This is a genomic window from Chroococcidiopsis sp. CCNUC1 (assembly GCF_023546805.1).
Classification (GTDB): Bacteria; Cyanobacteriota; Cyanobacteriia; order Cyanobacteriales; family Chroococcidiopsidaceae; genus Chroococcidiopsis; species Chroococcidiopsis thermalis.
Map to the genome: position 1 here is coordinate 2,107,623 of NZ_CP097480.1, position 18,492 is coordinate 2,126,114.

16 protein-coding genes are annotated in these 18,492 nt (G+C 44.1%); 4 read left to right on the forward strand and 12 right to left on the reverse strand.

What is annotated here, in order from left to right:
- Positions 1-156: 156 nt before the first annotated feature.
- The 7 genes from M5J74_RS09885 to xth form a co-directional block, all read right to left on the reverse strand.
- On the reverse strand, positions 157-1,410 hold the full coding sequence (locus M5J74_RS09885; protein ID WP_250016476.1) for a TonB-dependent siderophore receptor: 1,254 nt from the start codon (positions 1,408-1,410) through the stop codon (positions 157-159).
- 112 nt (positions 1,411-1,522) lie between these two features.
- Positions 1,523-3,991: a TonB-dependent receptor gene (locus M5J74_RS09890; protein ID WP_250016478.1), complete on the reverse strand. Its 2,469-nt coding sequence runs from the start codon at positions 3,989-3,991 to the stop codon at positions 1,523-1,525.
- Positions 3,916-4,209: a hypothetical protein gene (locus M5J74_RS09895; RefSeq protein ID WP_250016480.1), complete on the reverse strand. Its 294-nt coding sequence runs from the start codon at positions 4,207-4,209 to the stop codon at positions 3,916-3,918. Before M5J74_RS09895 ends, M5J74_RS09890 begins: the two co-directional genes overlap by 76 nt.
- 65 nt (positions 4,210-4,274) lie before the next feature.
- Positions 4,275-6,821 carry a TonB-dependent siderophore receptor gene (locus M5J74_RS09900; protein ID WP_250017122.1) on the reverse strand — a complete coding sequence of 849 codons (2,547 nt, stop codon included), beginning with the start codon at positions 6,819-6,821 and terminating at the stop codon, positions 4,275-4,277.
- A 267-nt stretch (positions 6,822-7,088) separates the two neighbouring features.
- A complete protein-coding gene (locus M5J74_RS09905) occupies positions 7,089-7,919 on the reverse strand; it encodes an energy transducer TonB (RefSeq protein ID WP_250016482.1) in 831 nt (276 codons plus the stop codon).
- Positions 7,920-8,060: 141 nt separating this feature from the next.
- Positions 8,061-8,663, reverse strand: a complete 603-nt coding sequence (locus tag M5J74_RS09910; protein ID WP_250016484.1) for a hypothetical protein — start codon at positions 8,661-8,663, stop codon at positions 8,061-8,063.
- Positions 8,664-8,667: 4 nt separating this feature from the next.
- Positions 8,668-9,471 carry an exodeoxyribonuclease III gene (xth, locus tag M5J74_RS09915; RefSeq protein WP_015153953.1) on the reverse strand — a complete coding sequence of 268 codons (804 nt, stop codon included), beginning with the start codon at positions 9,469-9,471 and terminating at the stop codon, positions 8,668-8,670.
- 382 nt (positions 9,472-9,853) lie between these two features.
- On the opposite strand from xth, the gene M5J74_RS09920 reads away from it, so the two are divergent.
- A complete protein-coding gene (locus M5J74_RS09920) occupies positions 9,854-10,120 on the forward strand; it encodes a DUF1816 domain-containing protein (RefSeq protein ID WP_015153954.1) in 267 nt (88 codons plus the stop codon).
- Between the two features lie 21 nt (positions 10,121-10,141).
- Here M5J74_RS09920 and M5J74_RS09925 read toward each other — a convergent pair whose 3' ends face one another.
- The 4 genes from M5J74_RS09925 to M5J74_RS09940 all read right to left on the reverse strand — a co-directional run bounded on the left by M5J74_RS09925 (position 10,142) and on the right by M5J74_RS09940 (position 15,780).
- Complete coding sequence (locus tag M5J74_RS09925; RefSeq protein WP_106168746.1) at positions 10,142-10,840, reverse strand: cation diffusion facilitator family transporter; 699 nt, start codon at positions 10,838-10,840, stop codon at positions 10,142-10,144.
- Positions 10,841-10,987: 147 nt separating this feature from the next.
- Positions 10,988-12,175 carry an acetamidase/formamidase family protein gene (locus M5J74_RS09930; protein WP_106168747.1) on the reverse strand — a complete coding sequence of 396 codons (1,188 nt, stop codon included), beginning with the start codon at positions 12,173-12,175 and terminating at the stop codon, positions 10,988-10,990.
- Between the two features lie 451 nt (positions 12,176-12,626).
- Positions 12,627-14,270 carry an acetolactate synthase large subunit gene (locus M5J74_RS09935; RefSeq protein ID WP_015153957.1) on the reverse strand — a complete coding sequence of 548 codons (1,644 nt, stop codon included), beginning with the start codon at positions 14,268-14,270 and terminating at the stop codon, positions 12,627-12,629.
- A gap of 142 nt (positions 14,271-14,412) precedes the next feature.
- Positions 14,413-15,780, reverse strand: coding sequence for an NAD-dependent succinate-semialdehyde dehydrogenase (locus M5J74_RS09940; RefSeq protein ID WP_250016486.1), 1,368 nt, complete (start codon positions 15,778-15,780; stop codon positions 14,413-14,415).
- Between the two features lie 775 nt (positions 15,781-16,555).
- Between M5J74_RS09940 and M5J74_RS09945 the strand changes: the two genes are divergently transcribed.
- Positions 16,556-16,948 (forward strand): response regulator, encoded by a 393-nt coding sequence (locus M5J74_RS09945; protein ID WP_233222841.1) that lies wholly within the window; start codon positions 16,556-16,558, stop codon positions 16,946-16,948.
- Here M5J74_RS09945 and M5J74_RS09950 read toward each other — a convergent pair.
- Positions 16,902-17,336, reverse strand: coding sequence for a DUF2294 domain-containing protein (locus M5J74_RS09950; RefSeq protein WP_015153960.1), 435 nt, complete (start codon positions 17,334-17,336; stop codon positions 16,902-16,904). The genes M5J74_RS09945 and M5J74_RS09950 overlap by 47 nt on opposite strands.
- 440 nt (positions 17,337-17,776) lie before the next feature.
- Between M5J74_RS09950 and M5J74_RS09955 the strand changes: the two genes are divergently transcribed.
- Together M5J74_RS09955 and M5J74_RS09960 are read left to right on the forward strand one after the other, a co-directional pair.
- A complete protein-coding gene (locus M5J74_RS09955) occupies positions 17,777-17,914 on the forward strand; it encodes a hypothetical protein (RefSeq protein ID WP_250016488.1) in 138 nt (45 codons plus the stop codon).
- Positions 17,915-17,985: 71 nt separating this feature from the next.
- Positions 17,986-18,420, forward strand: a complete 435-nt coding sequence (locus tag M5J74_RS09960; RefSeq protein ID WP_015153961.1) for a response regulator — start codon at positions 17,986-17,988, stop codon at positions 18,418-18,420.
- The last annotated feature ends 72 nt before the right edge of the window (positions 18,421-18,492 follow it).

Here is an 18,492-nt window from a genome sequence, read left to right on the forward strand (position 1 = left end):
AATGTCTGTTGCCACCTTGGTTGGCGGTGGCGATCGCCTAGCTATGAATTAGAGATTAAAACTAAACCTAGTCAAAGTATCTCATAAGTGAGTATAGTTATCACTTACTAGCTATAAAGTTTACTCTTATTTAAAAGCAATCTCAAGTAATTTAGCTTAAAATTCTACAAAGATCGTTCCTAAAACAGTCAGAGGCGTGCCGTCGAAATAATGTACATCGAACAGGTTTTCAATGCTGAGTGCGGCTTTCCAGTTTTCGCGCTGGTAGAAGACTGCTAAATCTGTCTGCCAGTAACTCGGTAGTTTAAAACTATTCTCAATATTACCTGGGCGATCGCCAACGTACCGCACACCACCCCCAAAACCCAAACCTTGTAATGTACCTGCCTGAATCTCATATGTCGTCCAAAAACCACCACTATGACTGGCAATGTTGGGAACTTGAGAATCTACAGGCAATTGTGACGATTTGGCAATGCGTGCCTTTGTGTAAGCATAATAGACGATCGCATCCCATCCAGGGGTAATCTCACCGACTATTTCAAAACCGATATCTTGACTTTTTTGTTTTTCTGCCAAAACTTCCAATTCAGGATCGTTTGCATTTGTTAAAGTTACGTTTCGCTGAATGCCGTCGTATAAATAAAGAGTAGCAGAAAAGCGATCGTTAAAAAATTCTGTCTCAATGCCTACTTCTAAACCATTTTCTATTTCTGGTTTTAACAAAATACTAGAAATTTTTGGAACTGGGAGAGAGGAGTAACTTAAATTAGTATAGATAGAAAGCGAGTCACTAATTTGATATGAGATTTCTAGTTCTGGATTAAATGCTACGTAGTCTTGTTGACTAATATTAGGGATTTCATCGGGTAGGTCTGTAATATCGTTAATTACTAAGTCTAGATTACCCTCAAAAAATATACTAAGTCGCTTTCCTATAGCAATTTCATTCTCAAGATATAAGGACAATGAGTTTTGTCTACTAGTAAAATCAGCTAGAGAAAACGGCAATGGAATTGTTGTTGAGTTTATGAAATTAAATTGCTTGTCTGCTTGAGTATCGGTAGTTTTAGCAGATAGTACAAACGGAGATTTATTCAATTCTATCCCAAAACCCATTTCATGCTGAAGAATTCCAGTTTTAAACTCGTCACTCCACGTAAATTCAAGTACATAAAACCCATTTAGAGAATAATCGTCAAAATCAAATTCTCTGCTTGTTTGATGCGATCGCTTCTTACCATGACAATTTTTAACCCTATCCCAATTCACGTGTGCAGCTTGGAAAGAGTTAGCGATCGCGCAGTTGTCAAGATTGGGATTGCGATGGTCGCGAAGCGAACCGCCTTCGGTATCGCGCAGATCTTTTTCACTATCAGCCCATACTGGTTGAGTAAATAGTACCATCATTATTACAGGTACGTATAAGAAAGATCTCCCTAACCCCCCTTGGAAAAGGTGGCAAAAGAAGATTTGTTGTAGGAATGAGCGAGATGGCACGATGGCACGGTAAATACTCCAATCAGAATTCTACTGAGAATGAGCCGATAACTGTAAACGGTGTACCAGGTTGAATTGCTCCTCTACCAAAATTGACACTTTCGTAGTACTTCACGTCAAATAGATTTCTAAAATTGATTGCAGCTTGCCAATTGTTGCGTCGATAAAATATCGCAGCGTCAGTGCGGACATAACTTGGTAACTCATAGGTATTCTCAGTGTCACCTGGTTTTTCATCAGCATGAAATAATCCAATTCCAAACCCTAAACCTTGCAAATCACCGCTTTGAATTCTATAAGTCGTCCAAAGACTAGCAGTATTTCGGGGAACGTTAGCTGTTCGTAAACCAACTGGAAAAGATTCAGGATCGCTGCTTGCCGTTACTTCGCTATCAATATGACCGTAGGAAGCAATGATATTCCAGCCAGGAAGAATTTCCCCATTCACATCGAATTCAATTCCTCGACTTCTGACTTCACCTAGTGGTAGCGAAAAGTCAGGATTATCGGGATCGGTCGTGCCAACATTTTTTTTGGTAATTTCGTATCCTGCAAGCGTTGCAGCGAGTCTGCCGTCAAATAACTCGCCTTTAATACCAACTTCGTATTGCGTTCCTCTTTCAGGTTCTAGAAACGAACCATCAACTCTAGTCGCAGAATTAGGCACAAACGATTGACTATAGCTGGCGTAAAGTGAAATCGGCTCAATCGGTTGATAAACTATGCCAATTCGAGGCGAGAAAGCATCTTCAGATTGACTGGAAGAAGTGTCTTCTAGTCTATCTTCACTCTCTTGGTCTACAACATCGAAACGTCCACCAATTAGCAATTTTAAATTATCTAACAAAGCAATCTGATCTTGCAGAAAAATACCGAGCCTATCTGTTTTGGAAAAGTCATCTCGTCTTGGCACGGTATATTCAGAAAGTGGTCTTCGGAAGCCATATACTGGATTAAAAATATTGATGTCAGGAGTAAACGGCAATCCATTGTTTGTTCCTCCTCCTTCTTCTCTAGCTAGATCGAACCCAAATAACAAAGTGTGTTGAATTGAACCCGTAGAAAATTTTCCCGTCAGATCGGTTTGTAAGGCGTATCTTTTCTCAGTATCATCATTAGAGTCAAATCTCCGTTCGATAAAGTCACCCGTTGCTTCATCAAGTTCACCTGGTTGAGTTTTCTGGTCAAAGGTATTAGACTGTTGAAATCGAAAAGCATTGCGTAATAACAAGTTTTCGTTAAATCGATGCTCTAGCCGATAGCCAGCCCCAATTTCTTCTAGTTTGTAAACATCATTTGGGTCGCCTAGAACTCGTGTAATTGGAATATCTGCCACTCCATTACCAAAGGCTACAACACCGCGATCGAATGGTTGCTCAAGATTTAAGTAGTCAAATTCAAAATTTAGGCTAGTATTGTCACCAATTTTCCAAGTCAATACGGGTGCAATGAAAAAGCGTTCGGTATTCTGGTCGTAATCGCGGAAGCTATCTGAGCTTTCGTAAACGGCATTTAATCGATAAAGTAATGTTTTATCGGCGTTGAGCGGACCAGATAGATCGATGCTGGGGCGATAGAGATCGTAGCTTCCTGCTTGGAAGTCGAAAGAGTAGAAAGGCTCGCTCAGGGGCTGTTTTGTTACGAGGTTAACAATTCCCCCTGGTTCGAGGCTACCATATAAAACTGAAGCTGGACCCTTAAGAATTTCTATTCTTTCTAAATTAGCAGTCTCTCGCAAACCCCCTTCACCGATCCTGAAGCCATCTCGCAAAACTGTATTCTGCGAAAAACCCCGAATGTTAAACCGATCCAGTGCGCCGCCAAAGTTACTATCTTCCGAAACACCACTGACATTACGCAAAGCCTCCTTGAGTCGGATGGCTTGCTGATCTTCTAGAACTTGTTGAGGAATAACTTGAATTGATTGTGGTATATCTCGAATGGGTGTGTCCGTTCTAGTAGCAGTCGATGCGTCGGGAACGCTATATCCAGTTTCTCGTTCGTCGGTGACGACAATTTCTTGTTCTTCCCCTTGTGTGGTTGTTGGCTGTTGAGTTTCCCCTTCTTTTGGGGGAACTGCTTCTTGTGGTGGTGTTGCTTCTGGTGTCGCTTGGGTTTGAGGTGGTGCAGTTGATGCTGGGGGTGCGGGTTGTTGGGCTAACGCCTCTGGTAGAGTTAAGGTGATAGCGCGATCGCTCCTTGCTACTTCTACCTTGGGTAAATCTCTCGTTCCCGTTACCGTAACTCGAATATTATTCGTTCCCTGTTGCGTCACCGCAATTGATGCAATTCCTGATGTGGGGTTTTCTTGACGAAAAGCTTTGTCTTGTGCTAGTTGAGCGTTGGGAATGTTGGCGACAAAGGTTTTACCAAAGCTAACAGGGATAGCTCGTAATGATTCGCCTTCGGCTGTTTCTAAAATAACTGCCAGTCCTTTATCTGTTTGTTGCAGTTGTACATTGGTAACTTGGATAATGCGGCTTTGTGCCAAAGATCCCCAGATCCCCCGCCTGCGGCTCCCCCTTCAAAAGGGGGGTTAGGGAGAGTAAATTGCTCTTTGCTGTGTTTTGGGGGTTGGGGAGAGTAAATTGCCCCCTTTTTTAAGGGGGGTTGGGGGATCGAGATCTCTGCTTCAGTCGCGCACACTGATGGCGCGATCGCGACTGCGGCACTAACAACAAGCAATAAAGAATAGATCTGCGACTTCATTGAAATTTCCTCACACCAAATTTGAAACAATTAAGAAAAGCGATCGCGACAAAAAATCACTCAGCTTAAAACTGCCACGAAACTGTTCCCTGAACTGTAAACGGCGCACCAGGAATTGCTTGCGTTCTACTCTGTACTCCTTCAAAATATTCGACATCAAATAAGTTCTTGAAATTTAATGCTGCTTTAAAGTTGTCTCTTTCGTAATAAATAGCAGCATCTACCCGTGTAAAATCTGGGACTGTAAAAGAGTTATCCAAATCCCCTGCTCGACTATCGACATAAAAGATGCCAGCGCCAAATCCTAAACCTGCTAGCGAACCGCTTTGAATCGTATATTTCGTCCATAAACTAGCAGTATTAAAAGGGACGTTGTTGAGGCGATTGCCAACGGCATAAGTATTATCAGCACTAATTTCCGCGTCGGTGTAGGCATAGGAGGCAATAACGTTCCACCCTGGTAGAATTTCTCCCGATACATCGAATTCAAACCCTTTACTTTGTTGTTCGCCTACCTGAATCGAAAAGTCAGGATCGGGATTATTGGCATCGTCAGTCAGAACGTTACTCTTGGTAATATCGTAAAAAGCTAAAGTTGAGGCAAGCCGACCGTCCAAAAACTCACCTTTAACACCGACTTCGTATTGTTCCCCAATCTCTGGTTCAACAGCACCGCCACCAGTAAGCCTACCAGTCTGCGGTATGAAAGCGCGGCTGTAGTTGGCATAGAGAGAAATTGGTTGAATTGGTTGATAAACAATTCCAACTCGCGGTGAAAATTCGCTGGCTTCTGTATCAACGTTTAATGTTGGGTCACCAGGATATCTTTCTTCTGAGTCAAAACTATCAAATCTGCCGCCTAGAACCAGTTTCAGATTGTCAGTAAAAGCAATTTGATCTTGCAAATAAAAGGCAATCGTATCTGATGAAAGCTTACCACCGTTATAGGCAGGATCGGGTTCGAGTGAGAAAGGAAAATCAAAGACAGATTCGTAGTCGGGATCGAAAATATCTATTGATGGGGATTCTGCCGCTGTTGCATCCTCGAAGTATCGTCCCGTCTGTCTAGCGAGTTCGACACCGAACAACAACGTATGCGCGATCGCTCCCGTGTTAAACTTCCAAGTCAAGTCATTTTGTAGCGTATAAGTCTCGTAATACTGACCGCCAAAATAACGAGCTAAAAGTAAAGTCCGGTCATCTGCTTCCAGTTCGTTTGCTTCTACAGAGTTATAGATTTCCTTACTACTGGTGTACCGCAAGGCAGTTCTGAGTGATAAATTTTCGCTGAAGCGATGGTCTAGATAAAGATAAGTACGAAATTCGTCCATTTCTTGCTCGTAAGAGGGATCGCCCAAAAAGCGACTCAAGGGAATGTCAGCTACTTCGTCACCAACGGCTACTAAACCTCGGTCAATCGGTCGGCGATCGCGCAGATACTCTCCTTCAAAAGTTAAGCTGGTATTGGGGCTAATTCTCCACGAAACTACGGGAGCGATGAAATACCGCTCCGTTGAAACAAAATCTCGGAAACTTTCGGCGTGTTCGTAAGCAGCGTTCAACCGATAAGCAAGCGTACCATCAGAGTTGAGCGGACCCGAAAAATCCAGCGTCGGACGATAGAAATCGTAACTTCCTGCCGTGAAATCAATTTGGTAAAAGGGTTCGGGTAGCGGTCTTTTAGTCGTAAAGTTAATGATTCCTCCAGGTTGTGCTTGTCCAAACAGGACGGAAGCTGGTCCTTTTAGCACTTCAATTTGCTCGATATTTGCTGTTTCTGGGTAAGTACGAGTGTTAAATTGTCTGTCCTCTCTTAACCCGTTTTTGAATTGGATAGCCTCAAATCCCCGCACATTATACGTGGGGCTGCGACCGCCAGCGTCTGTGGAGAAATTGACACCGCTAACGTTACGCAGTGCGTCGTTGATGCGAACTGCTCCCTGGTCTTCTATCACCTGTCGCGGAATGACTTGAATGTTTCCTGGGACATCGCGGATGGGTGTATCGGTCTTAGTTGCTGTTGTGGAGTTAGGAACGCGATAGCCAGTTTCTCGCTCTCCCGTGACTACGATTTCTGATTCCTCATCTCTCTGTGTTGTTAGCTGTTGGACTTCACCTTCTGTAGGGGGAACTTCTGACTGCGGTGTAGTGACTTGTGGCTGTGTCTCGCTTGCAGGTGGTGCTGCTGGTGCTGCTGGGGGTTGAGTTGCAGCTGTTGTAGATGTAGTTGCACTCAGAACCAAACCATTTTCGCTTTGTCGTACCCGTACCTTCGGTAACTCTGTCTCACCCGTCACCACAACACGGAGACTATTGGCTCCAGTTTCGCTAACTGTCACCGCTGCAATGCCCTTTACAGGGTTTATTTGTCGCAGATTATTTCTATCTGAAATTTGTAATTGAGTATTGACAACATTAGCAACAAAAGTTTTACCAAAACTAGATGTAAAAACTTGCAGCGATTCGTTACTCGTTGTTTTTAAGACAATTTCTGTTCCTGATGCTGTCGGTTGAATTTCTACAGATGTTACCTTGACTACATCGGCTCTTACTGGCTGTGCCACAATAGCCACAGCAATTCCAGCCAGTCCCACACAACTGACCAAATGCATTTTATTCACAGTGTTTCCTCACACAAAGCCACAGCGATTTAATACAGCTCAAGCGCAAGCTATATGCTGAATTACTGAGTTATAAATCTACCTTCAACTAGGAAATTTTATCATTATTAATGCAAACTAATAGCATTAAATTTTAAGTATTTCACAACTGCTATGAAAACAAGTCTTTTTTTATACAAAATTTCAAAATTGGGAAATTTGAAAGTTTAAACTCGATCGCATATGCGATCGAGTTTAAATACAAGAGCGGCTCCAATCTTAGTTGAGGACGAAACGCACTCTTAGCACGACACGTCTTCCCCTTTTGAGATCGTTATATTTCCAACGAGTTACCTGCCTAAGTGCCGCTGCATCTAGGTCTGCATCACCGCTAGACTGCACTAACTGCGCGTTGCTCACATTCCCATCCGAATCTACATAGAAAGCAACTTTGGGAACCCCCTCTACTCCCCGCCTTCTAGCACTGGCTGGATACCTGGGTTCAGGACAACGGCGACAAGTTAGAGTGTTGGAACCTTCGGAATCACCCGTTTCGCTGCGCGGTTGTCTGACAGTTCGGGGTCCTGCTGCTACAGGAGTTCTAGGAGCTACAGTGGGTGCTTGAGGATTACCTCTACCAGTTAATACTTTTTCCTGCGTTGCCCTCTCGTTCCTGAGATTCGATAGCTGGCTTCTTAACTGAGGATTAGGTGTGGCTACCGGAGGTGGAGGAGGCGCAGGCTTCGGTGCAACAGCACGCGGTACGGGCTTGGGTGTAGCCCTAACAACTTTTGGAGGAGGTGTCTGACGTACGACTCGTTGAGGCTGTCTGACTCTGGGCTGTTGTACCCGCCGTGGCTGCGGTTTTGGTTTTGGTGGTTCTGGTTTGGGTTCTGGCTTCTTGACCTCCGGTTTTTTAGGAGGATTGACGATAACAACTTCAATGGGTTTCGGCGGCTGGGTGAAATTCCTTTGCCATAATTTATCAATACCTGCGTATAGCAGACCAACGTGCAAAGCTACAGAACCAACTAAGCTACAAGCTAAAAGAGTCTTCAGCGATCGCGCTTCTTTCTCTCGCTGCTGGATAGCAACATTATCAGAACCCATAGAAAATAGTTGCCAACAATTTTCATTAACTCTTGCTAGACTATGATGTTACGTTCCCCATGTCAAGAGGGAATCAGTTATCAGTTATTAGTGACTAACCACCAACTACCGATTACCCATTACCAATTACCCATTACCAATTCATTTCAATAAGTCTGCGTCTCCTGGTTTTGGCTGAGAAAAGGTTGGTGGTTGTTGGTTGTTGGTTGCTGGTTGTTGGTTGTTGGTAGGAGGTTCGGTGGTGGGAGATGTGGAGGTTTCGGGAGTAAAGACATTCACTAGAGTTTGTACTAAAGCATCTCGCTGTTGGCGGTTGAGGCGGTTAATCGCAGCGCGATCGCCTTCTAGGGGATTTTGATGTAAGGTTTTTGCCCCTGGATACGTAGTGTCTTGAATGAGTTCGTTTGCCCCTAAATAATCTGCTAGGGTTAATTTCCAATCTAGACGGTAGTTGGGCGCTCGACCTTTGACATAAACGTGATACTCAATTAAGCGGTTGACAAGAGTGCTATCTGGATTGACTTTTCCTGACTCTCTACTAACGTACTTATTTTCTAGTGGAAGATTAGGTAGTTGTTTGTAAACTGGCTTCCATGCGTCGCGGATGTCGGCTGCGGGTGGTTGTTGGGCAATTGCTGGTAAACTCAGAGCGATCGCGATTAAGATCCCCCCAACTCCCCTTTTTAAGGAGGGTTTCGGTACACTTTTGGTTAGGAGAAATCTAAAAAATAACAAAAATCTCATATTGCTAAAATTCCACAACAACTGGTGTATGGTCGCTAGGCTTGGGTAGCTTACGCGGTGCGGGATCGATCCAACAAGCGATCGCCTGCTGGTACAATTGTGGCGATAAGTATAGATGATCGATCCGCCAACCTAAATTGCGGCGGAATGCTGCGGTGCGATAGTCCCACCAGCTATAGTGTCCGCCTTCTGTGATAAATTTGCGAAAGGCATCGGCAAACCCTAGTGCTAAAATCTCCTGCAAGGCTTGACGTTCTAGTTCTGATGCCATAATTTGACCTGTCAGCTTGTCTGGATCGTGCAGATCTCGCTCGTCGGGAGCAATATTAAAATCACCGCAAACACACATCACCGGAGAAACGAGCAACTGCGATCGCAAATATTCCCGCAGGACTTTTAACCACCCTAACTTATATTCATATTTTTCACTGCCCACTGCCGCACCATTAGGGACGTAAAGATTGACGATGCGGACGCGATCGAGCGTACCTGCAATTACTCGCTTCTGTTCGTCTAAAGCTGCGAGTAACTCAGCTTCTACAATACCGCTCTCTACTAACAGTGGTGCAAACCCAGTACTTACGTCTTGTAACGGCTGTTGACTGAGGATAGCAACGCCGTTATAGGACTTTTGCCCAGAAGCGTATACATAATAACCTAGATGCTCGAAGGGCGATCGCGGAAAATCTGCATCTACGACTTTGGTTTCTTGTAAACACAGTACATCTACTGGAGTTTGTCTTAACCAATCAATCACCTGCTCTAGGCGGGTACGAACCGAGTTCACATTCCAAGTGGCAATCTTCATTTATCAGTTATCAGTTATCAGTTATCACAAGAGAGTGACTAGTCACGAGTGGCTGATGACTAGCAAATAGTCTAGCCACCAGCCACTAGCCACTCACTACTTAATTACCCACGATCGCTCCATTGCAGATCGTACATTAACAAGTTGCAAATTATGGATTATATTAATCGTTGTTTATTTAAGTTTTAACGCTACAATTTAGAACGATCGAAAATTCTGTTTTGCATTGATAAGATGAAAACAATCTGTTGTTATCTAGTAGAGCAACCATATTTTTTGGTATTGTCGATCGCAGTTGATTTAGTAATTAAAAAATTTTGAGAATTTTTTCCTTCTTCCGATAGAAACCATACATAATTGAAGTAGCTACAGTATATTTAATATGAGATTACTAGATCGAATCAAACAAGCATTCGCTGGATTTAGGGTGGTGCAGGAAACTGATTGGTGGGTAGAAATTATCACGACAAAGCCACGCTGCACTTACTATTTTGGACCTTTTTCAACGCACGATGAAGCAAAAGCAGCTTATCCTGGTTACGTTGAAGACCTTGATAGTGAGGGAGCGCAAGGAATTACAATTGTTATCAAGCGCTGCCAACCCACGGAGTTAACCATTTGCGCCGAAGAGGAAATGCAGGCTGATTAGATAGTTGGGAGTCAATCGCTATCACTGCTCAAGACTCACTTTGTTACGAATTGAATTGAGACTTTGAATAATCAAAGGAATGGCACTAACAAATATCAAACTAGATACAAATAAGCCAACTGCGCCATCTACCCATAACCAATGCATGAGCCAGATTGCGATCGCTGCTACAATTACGCCGATCGAACTAATTAAATCTGCCAAAATATGTAGAAAAGCACCTCGGACGTTGAGATCGTGATGGCTGCTGTCGTGCAGTAAAAAGACATTAAACCCATTGACTCCCAAACCTACCCCAGCAGTCACCAACATGGGTAAACTGAGGATCTCTGTCGGTGGAGACTGGAGGCGAGAGACAGATTCAATTGCAATCCAAACTGCGATCGCTACCAGTCCCAAACCATTGAGTACAGCGGCGATAGCTTCGATCCGCATACGGGCAAAATTTTCTCCTCTAGCTGCTTGTCGCTGTACGAACCAAGCTGCTAGCAGAGACAAAGCCAAAGCAAAGCTATCTGAGAGCAAATGACCGGATTCAGCTTGTAAAGCTAAACTATGACTCCAATAGCCCACCCCAAACTCAAGTGCGGCAAAACTGGCGATCGCGATCAGTGCCGTCCATAATAATTTAATTTTGCGATCGTAGTTGCTTAGTGTATGACAAGTGCAGCCGTGGATACCATGATGAGAATGACCGTGATGAGAATGAGAATTCAGCATAGAGTCTTGGCAAATATAAGTTGCGTATAACTTGTGAATTGTAATTTGTAATTCGTATTTTGTAATTAGTAATTCTATGTAGATGAGCTGTAGGGACAGACAGATGTAAGTCCCTACGAATTGACTTTGGCTGGATTTCTGGCTGAATTACTTAGTAGGAAACAACTGCTTGGGGATCGTTCCGTGAATTCCTTTCACAATATCTACTACCTGAGAAACATCAAAATCAATTGCCGCACTACCTAGCATCAAGGCATCTTGTTTTGTCATGCCATACTTCTCATTGGCAATTTGCAAGTATTCTCTGACAGATTTTTTCATGGCTTCATCCAGATCTTTGTCCAATCCAACAGCAATCCAAGCATCCTTTGTTTCCCCCATTGGAGTTGCTAACTTCATATCTTTGTGCAAGACAAATTCAAACGTGGGAGTTAAGGAACACTCGATCGCCGTCAAAGCAACTTCGCCATTTGCTTGAGCGCAATGGGGATCGCCAGCATAAAATAGTGCGCCAGGAACTTGTACGGGTAAATACAAGCTCGAACCACGTCCTAGAAGTTTGATGTCCAAATTACCACCATAGTTCCCAGGTGGTACGGAATTCGCTGCATCGGCTGGGTTAGCAGGCACGACTCCCATCAATCCGATAAAAGGTTTCAACGGGATCTCAATTGGTGGTAGGTTGTTGGCAGGTTGAAAAATGCCCACTTCCCGCCTGGCATCTATGGCGATAACTTTGGAGTAGATGGGAGCGTTATTTTCAGGATACTCGCCAGGTAATGCTCCTTTGCCGTGACGATTGGAAATTGCACCATAAGGCGATCTGTAATTGATGTCTAGGGTCTTAATCTCCAAAACATCGCCTGGTACTGCGCCCTCTATGTAAACTGGTCCAGTAATAACGTGAGGACCGGGACCAGTCTTTTTCACTTTGGCTTTAGTTTGTAGCTGGTCTGAGAGGATCTGCTGTCGAGAAATCGTACTTTTAGGATTTTTGGGAATGCCACCCTGGGCGAAAAACCGAACGGTGTCTCCTTGATCTGGGAGGATACCTTCGTGAGATATTGTCTCCATAACCACGCGATCGCCCGATTTGACGCGGGCGATGGGCTTGCTATCTGGTTTAAATAATTCTCCCCAAATCACGTTTGCGGGAGTTGAAAGAATTTTTTGCGTCCGTCCGGCGGCGATGACGGGAACTGAGATTGAAATCGTACCAACCAATAGTATTAACCCTAAACCTATTGCGATCGCCAGCCGCCCAGATTTATTCCATCTCCAAATACCGATCGCTAGCTGGGAATTGGCGATCGCAAATATTTTTTGCTTGTTCACTTGCTCCTCACAATCACACTTATAAATTCACGCTGATTTAGGCAAACTGATTCAATCAAATTAGGCAGATCGATTCATCGACTAGCTGACGCTAAGCCTGTAACTTTTAGCTCGGTTCATATTTTGATTGAAAGTACGTTCAATTATTTGTGATAAAAGATACATATAGCCAAGTTCGACATTTCAAAATAAAAGGGATGGACAAGATGTCCATCCCACAAAAAATCTAATTGAGGGAGCAGGGAGCAGGGACGAGCTGGGAGCTGGGGGAAGAGAGCTGAGGGGGATAAGGGAGACAAGGGGGACAAGGGAGCAATTCACAATTAATTCCCCACACCCTACACCCCACACCCTACACCCCACACCCTACACCCCACACCCCACACCCCATTCATCACTCACCACTACCAATTACCCATTACCAACTACCATCTTGACCTCTGACTTCTGACTACTCCCACAGCTTGCAGCTAAGATCCCCAGATTTTTGTGTCAAGCGTAGGTTTTCACGGTAGTCTACAGGACAATCGATTACGGCTGGGACATCATCAGCTAAAGCAGCCTTGAGCATGGGGATCAAATCAGTTGCCGATTCTACACGGTAGCCTTTTAGTCCCATACTTTCAGCTAATTTGACAAAATCTGGATTGCCAAAGTGGACGTAGGTTGATTCACCGAATTGATTGTGCTGCTTCCATTCAATTAAGCCGTAGCCGCCATCATTAAAAATTAAGGTGACAAATGGGTGTCCGACACGCAAGGCTGTTTCCAACTCCTGACAATTCATCATGAAACCACCGTCACCAGTAGCGGCAATCACTTTGCGATCGGGATAAACTAGCTTAGCCGCGATCGCCCCTGGAATTGCAATTCCCATCGCCGCAAAACCATTAGAGATTAAACAAGTATTGGGGCGATCGCAATGATAATTGCGGGCAATCCACATCTTATGCGCCCCAACATCAGAAATTAAAATATCTTCTGGTCCTAACACCTGCCGCAGGTCGTAAATTAATTTTTGCGGCTTGATCGGATAGCCAGGATCGTTAGCATAGTGTTCGTAATCAGCTCGAATATCTGCTTGCAGTTCCAAAGCGTAAGGATTCGGCTTGCCACTGCGATCGGCACGTTGCAAAATTTCATTCAAGGAATCAGAAATATCCCCTACGACTTCCGCCAATGGAATGTAGCTACTATCAATTTCGGCTGGATTTGCTCCGACATGGACGATGGGGATCTCACCTGCTGGGTTCCAGCGTTTGGGCGAATATTCGATCAAGTCATAACCAATAGAAATAACTAAATCTGTATTGTCAAAAGCGCAATTAATAAAATCTCGCAGTTGCAATCCTACTGCCCACAAAGCTAAAGGATGGGTGTAAGGAATTACGCCTTTACCCATAAAAGTGTTGATAACAGGGATATTCAAGCGCGTAGCAAATTCCGTAACCGCTTCGCTAGCATTTGCCCGAATTGCGCCATTGCCGACTAAAATTAAGGGATTGTGAGCTTTAGAAATTGCCTCAGCTGCCTCGTTAATACTGTGAAATGAAGCATAAGTTTTTTCTAAGCCAGTTATACTCAGAGGTGTACCTGCCGCTGGCATCGCCGCGATGTTCTCTGGTACGTCAATATGCACTGCACCAGGTTTTTCACTTTGCGATCGCTTGAATGCCCTGCGAACCAGCTCTGGTGTAATGCTGGGGCGAACGATCTGGGCGCTCCACTTCGTTACGGGGGCAAACATAGCCACCAAATCTAAGTATTGGTGAGATTCGATATGCATCCGATCCGTCCCCACCTGTCCGGTAATCGCCACCAGTGGCGCACCATCTAAATTTGCATCCGCTACCCCTGTCATCAAATTAGTTGCCCCTGGACCCAAGGTAGAGAGGCATACTCCAGCTTTCCCTGTCAAGCGTCCGTAAACATCCGCCATGAACGCTGCACCCTGTTCGTGACGGGTGGTAATGAATTGAATGGAAGATTTCTTCAACGCCTCCAAAACGTGCAGGTTCTCTTCCCCTGGTAAACCAAACACGTATTCCACGCCTTCATTTTCCAAACATTGCACTAACAGTTCTGCCGTATTCATCTACCTTTCTCCTTGTTTGTGGGGAGTCGGGAGTCGGGAGTCGGGAAAAGTCAAAAGTTAAAAGTTAAAAGTCAAAACTAACTAATGCTTCTTACCTCTTGCCTCTTATCCCTAACCCCTCACTCCTCGCTCCTAACCCCTCTTACTTTATCCACACAGTTTTAACATTCACGAACTCATGTATACCCTGAATGCTCAGTTCCCTGCCGTATCCAGAGTGCTTAATGCCACCAAAAGGTAGCCTGGGGTCTGATTTGACCATACCGTTAACAAACACCGATCCTGCTTCAATTTCCGCGATCGCTCTGTCTCTTTCTGTTGCGTCTTGCGTCCAAATACTCGCTCCCAAGCCGAACGGGGTAGCATTGGCAAGTTGAATCGCTGCGTCTAGATCGGCAACTCGAAATAGGAGAGCTACCGGACCAAAAAATTCTTCTTGGGCGATCGCTGCATCCACTGGAATTTGACTCACAATCGTCGGCAGGTAGAAGTTTCCCGCTCGTTCGGCTGGCGGTTGACCTCCAATTAAAACTTTTGCCCCCACCTTGACGCACTCCTGTACTTGGTGGTCTATATCTTCTAGCATACTTGGCGTAGCTAGGGGACCGACATCTGTATCAGGTAACATTGGATCGCCAACTTTGAGCGCCGCAAATTTTGCTACCAAAAGTTTTTCAAATTGCTCGGCGATCGCCTCGGTAATGATAAATCTTTTTGCGGCAATACACGATTGACCGTTACACAACATTCTGGCAGTGACAGCCGTGCTAGCAGCTGCTTCGATGTCGGCACTCGGCATGACAATAAATGGATCGCTTCCCCCCAATTCCAACACTGTTTTCTTAATTTGTTTGCCCGCCGCTGCTGCTAAACTCGCTCCCGCTGGTTCGCTACCTGTTAAAGTGGCAGCTTTGACTCGTGGGTCGGCGATAATTGCCGCTACCTGTTGCGACCCTACTAGTAAAGTTTGGAAGACTCCTGTAGGAAATCCTGCCTCTTCAAAGATCTCTTCAATTGCTAAAGCGCATTGCGGTACGTTAGAAGCGTGTTTGAGCAGACCGACATTACCTGCCATCAAAGCTGGTGCGGCGAAGCGAAAGACTTGCCAAAAGGGAAAATTCCACGGCATCACCGCGAGGATAATTCCTAGTGGTTGATAGCGGACGAAACTGTGGCTGGCATCTGTTCCTACCGATACGTCTGCTAAAAATTCAGCTGCGCGTTCGGCATAGTAACGACAGACCAAAGCGCACTTTTCGACTTCGGCGATCGCGCTTTTTACAGTCTTACCCATTTCCAGGGTCATCAATTTGCCAAATTTTTCTTTGTCGCGTTCCAAAATCTTGGCTGCGGCATTCATCCACTGAGATTTTTGCTGCATCGGCACTCGTCGATATTGCTCAAAAGCCTGTTGTGCCAACTCTAATTTCGTGGCTATTTCTGCCTCGCTTAGCGCTGTAAAAGTTTCAATTGTTTCCCCAGTTGCCGGATTAATCGTTGCGATCGCCATAACTCAAACCTCCAAAATGAGGGGTAAGGGTAAATAGTTATCAGTTATCAGTGACCAGTGACCAGTGAAGAATGGGGTGTAGGGTGTGGGGTGTGAATTTAATTTTGGATTTTAGATTTTGGATTAAATTTCTCCCTTGTCTCCCTTGTCCTCCTTGTCTCCCTCAGCTCCCTCAGCTCTCTTATCCCCCTTGTCCCCTCCACATTCCTATTTTTGCTAGAAAATTACCTCTTTACCGCCGCAAGCGTTCAAATAAATGTATAAATAACTACAACTTTTTGATAGTGAAATAATATGGCTAGGTTATTGGTAGCTGCAAACCTTGCCAGATCTTGAATAATTGTCTATTCTAAAAAAAAGCTTAAATTTGAGCGTTTTTTCGTGGAGGCTCGTACTAATTTAGCTTAGCTACTGGACTCTACAAATGTTCGCTAATGTTCACAGATGTAACTATTGCTACAAAATTATTCAACTAAGTTCATGAGAAATTTATCTTTCAGGTTGAATTGAGCTAGAATTGCATCAGTCATCATAACTTCTGTTGATTTAATTCTGTCCTTTTTGCTTAAAACCTTTTTGCTTAAAAGAGTTAAGCCTTAAATTCAAAATAACATCTAGCAAAAATGTAGTTGAGAGCCAGTCCATTGCAAGCGCCGGATCGCCGCTTGGGGAGTGCCTTTTATCCTCTAGAGATAAATTTTGTTTGTAACTTGGCAACTTTCCACACCGGAGGATGGTTTTGGAACTCCTAGCTCAGAATAATTACCTGTCAAAAATGCATCAACCCCTGATTTTGGCTGTAGATGATGATGAAGATAATTTAGAGCTGCTGACTGAAGTTCTTTACCCTCTAAATTGTCATATCATCACCGCAAAAGATGGGCGCTCCACGATTAGCATTGCCCAACAGCAGCGCCCCGACCTCATCTTGCTGGACATATTATTACCGGACATCTGCGGTACGGAAATTACCCGGATGCTCAAGCAAAACCCGCAGACGCAAAACATCACCGTCATTGCAGTAACAGCATTAGCACGAGCCGAAGATCGAGAAAGTTTACTCGCAGCAGGCTGTAGTGCTTATATTAGTAAGCCTTATATGCTAGACGATTTAGAAGCTGTTATTTGTCGCTATCTGGGTTTGAATCCGACTTTAGCCTTTGTTTGACTCGCCTTGTAGTGTCTAAACCTGAGATGTTGGGAGCGCTATCCAAAAGAGCAACAATGCTAGTACGACCAGTTTCAAATGTACTGTTGCAAATTACGTCCACTACAGGTACGCCAATCGTCTGTTCAATTAAAGATTGCAGGTGCGGTTCTAAGAATTTGAGCAAGTTAGTTCTAACTTGTGAAGCAAGATCTATCTGTTGATTTTCTCCTAAAAACTGTTCTAATCGGGTAATAGAATCATCTGCCAATATTGTGACTGTTCGATCGACAATATGACAAGAAACTTGGGGCAGCTTGTATCCGAGGTGAGTACGGTAAAGTTCTATAACTTGCTGTACTAACTCTTGTTGTAGCTGCTCTAACGTGGGAGATAAAGATTCTTCCATATCGTGCCAGCAGCAAAAACGAATAAGTAAATTTTCCTAAAATTTATCAGTATAAGCGATCGCATTAATCAGCCTTGAGATGTAGATCTTTTATAAGGGAGCAGGGAGCAGGGCGCAAGGTAAGTTACCAGTCACAAATCACAATTAAATTACTTGCTGCTCATTACACCCTATACTCTTTCTTCACTGATAAACTGTCAACTGATAACTGTTAAAAGATTGCCAGGACGCGAAATTTAAGGCTGTATATGGCTACACTTTAACCTTAGTTAGCTATGATACGCGATCGCCGTCCAAATCTTGCTATTTCTTGCCAAAATTGAGAAATTTAATGATATATTTTCATTTATGACAATTTGTAGCTCTCAACCAGCATGAGATTGTCTATTGGCGTAATTTTTGGTATGCGTAGCAAAAATTACAAATTGCAGTAAAATTCAATGTTGTTGCTTGCTGTTGCTAGCTTGCTACTTACATTCGTACTGAGTACGAAGACGAGCAACCTACAGCGGCTAGTACGAGCCAATTCATCACCAGCGCCGATTGCGATCGCCGCTAGGGGGAATGCCTCGTCGTAGAAGCAACCATCTTTGTTGTCATGTCGTGCAACAAAAATTTTCTTACTTCTACGACTAGCTCCAAACGTATTATGGACATGCAAACTCGTTTTAGTTTCTCTCTAGAGGCAGATTCTTTTCAGCCGCTTGTTTTAGCTGTAGATGATAACGATGATAACTTGCAGTTACTCGCCCAAATTTTAGCGATCGCCGATTGCGACTATATCACTGCGGTTGATGGAAAGAGTGCCATTCTCAAGGCAAAAAGCTATCGTCCCAGCTTAATTTTGTTAGACATGATGCTGCCAGATATTAGCGGTATAGATGTGACGCGAACTCTCAAACAAGACCCGCAAACTCAGGCAATTCCAATTATTGCGGTGACGGCAATGGCAAGAACTGAAGATAAAGAAAGTTTCATTACCGCAGGCTGCGTAGAATGCGCGATCAAACCTTATGATATTGTCCAATTAGAAACGGTAATTCGGAAGTATGCCTTTGGTGGAATTGGAAAACTTGATAGCTAATGGTTGATAGTTGATAGTTGATAGTTAATGGTTGACAATCGCAGCCAAGAACGCTCTACCATCGATCTACAA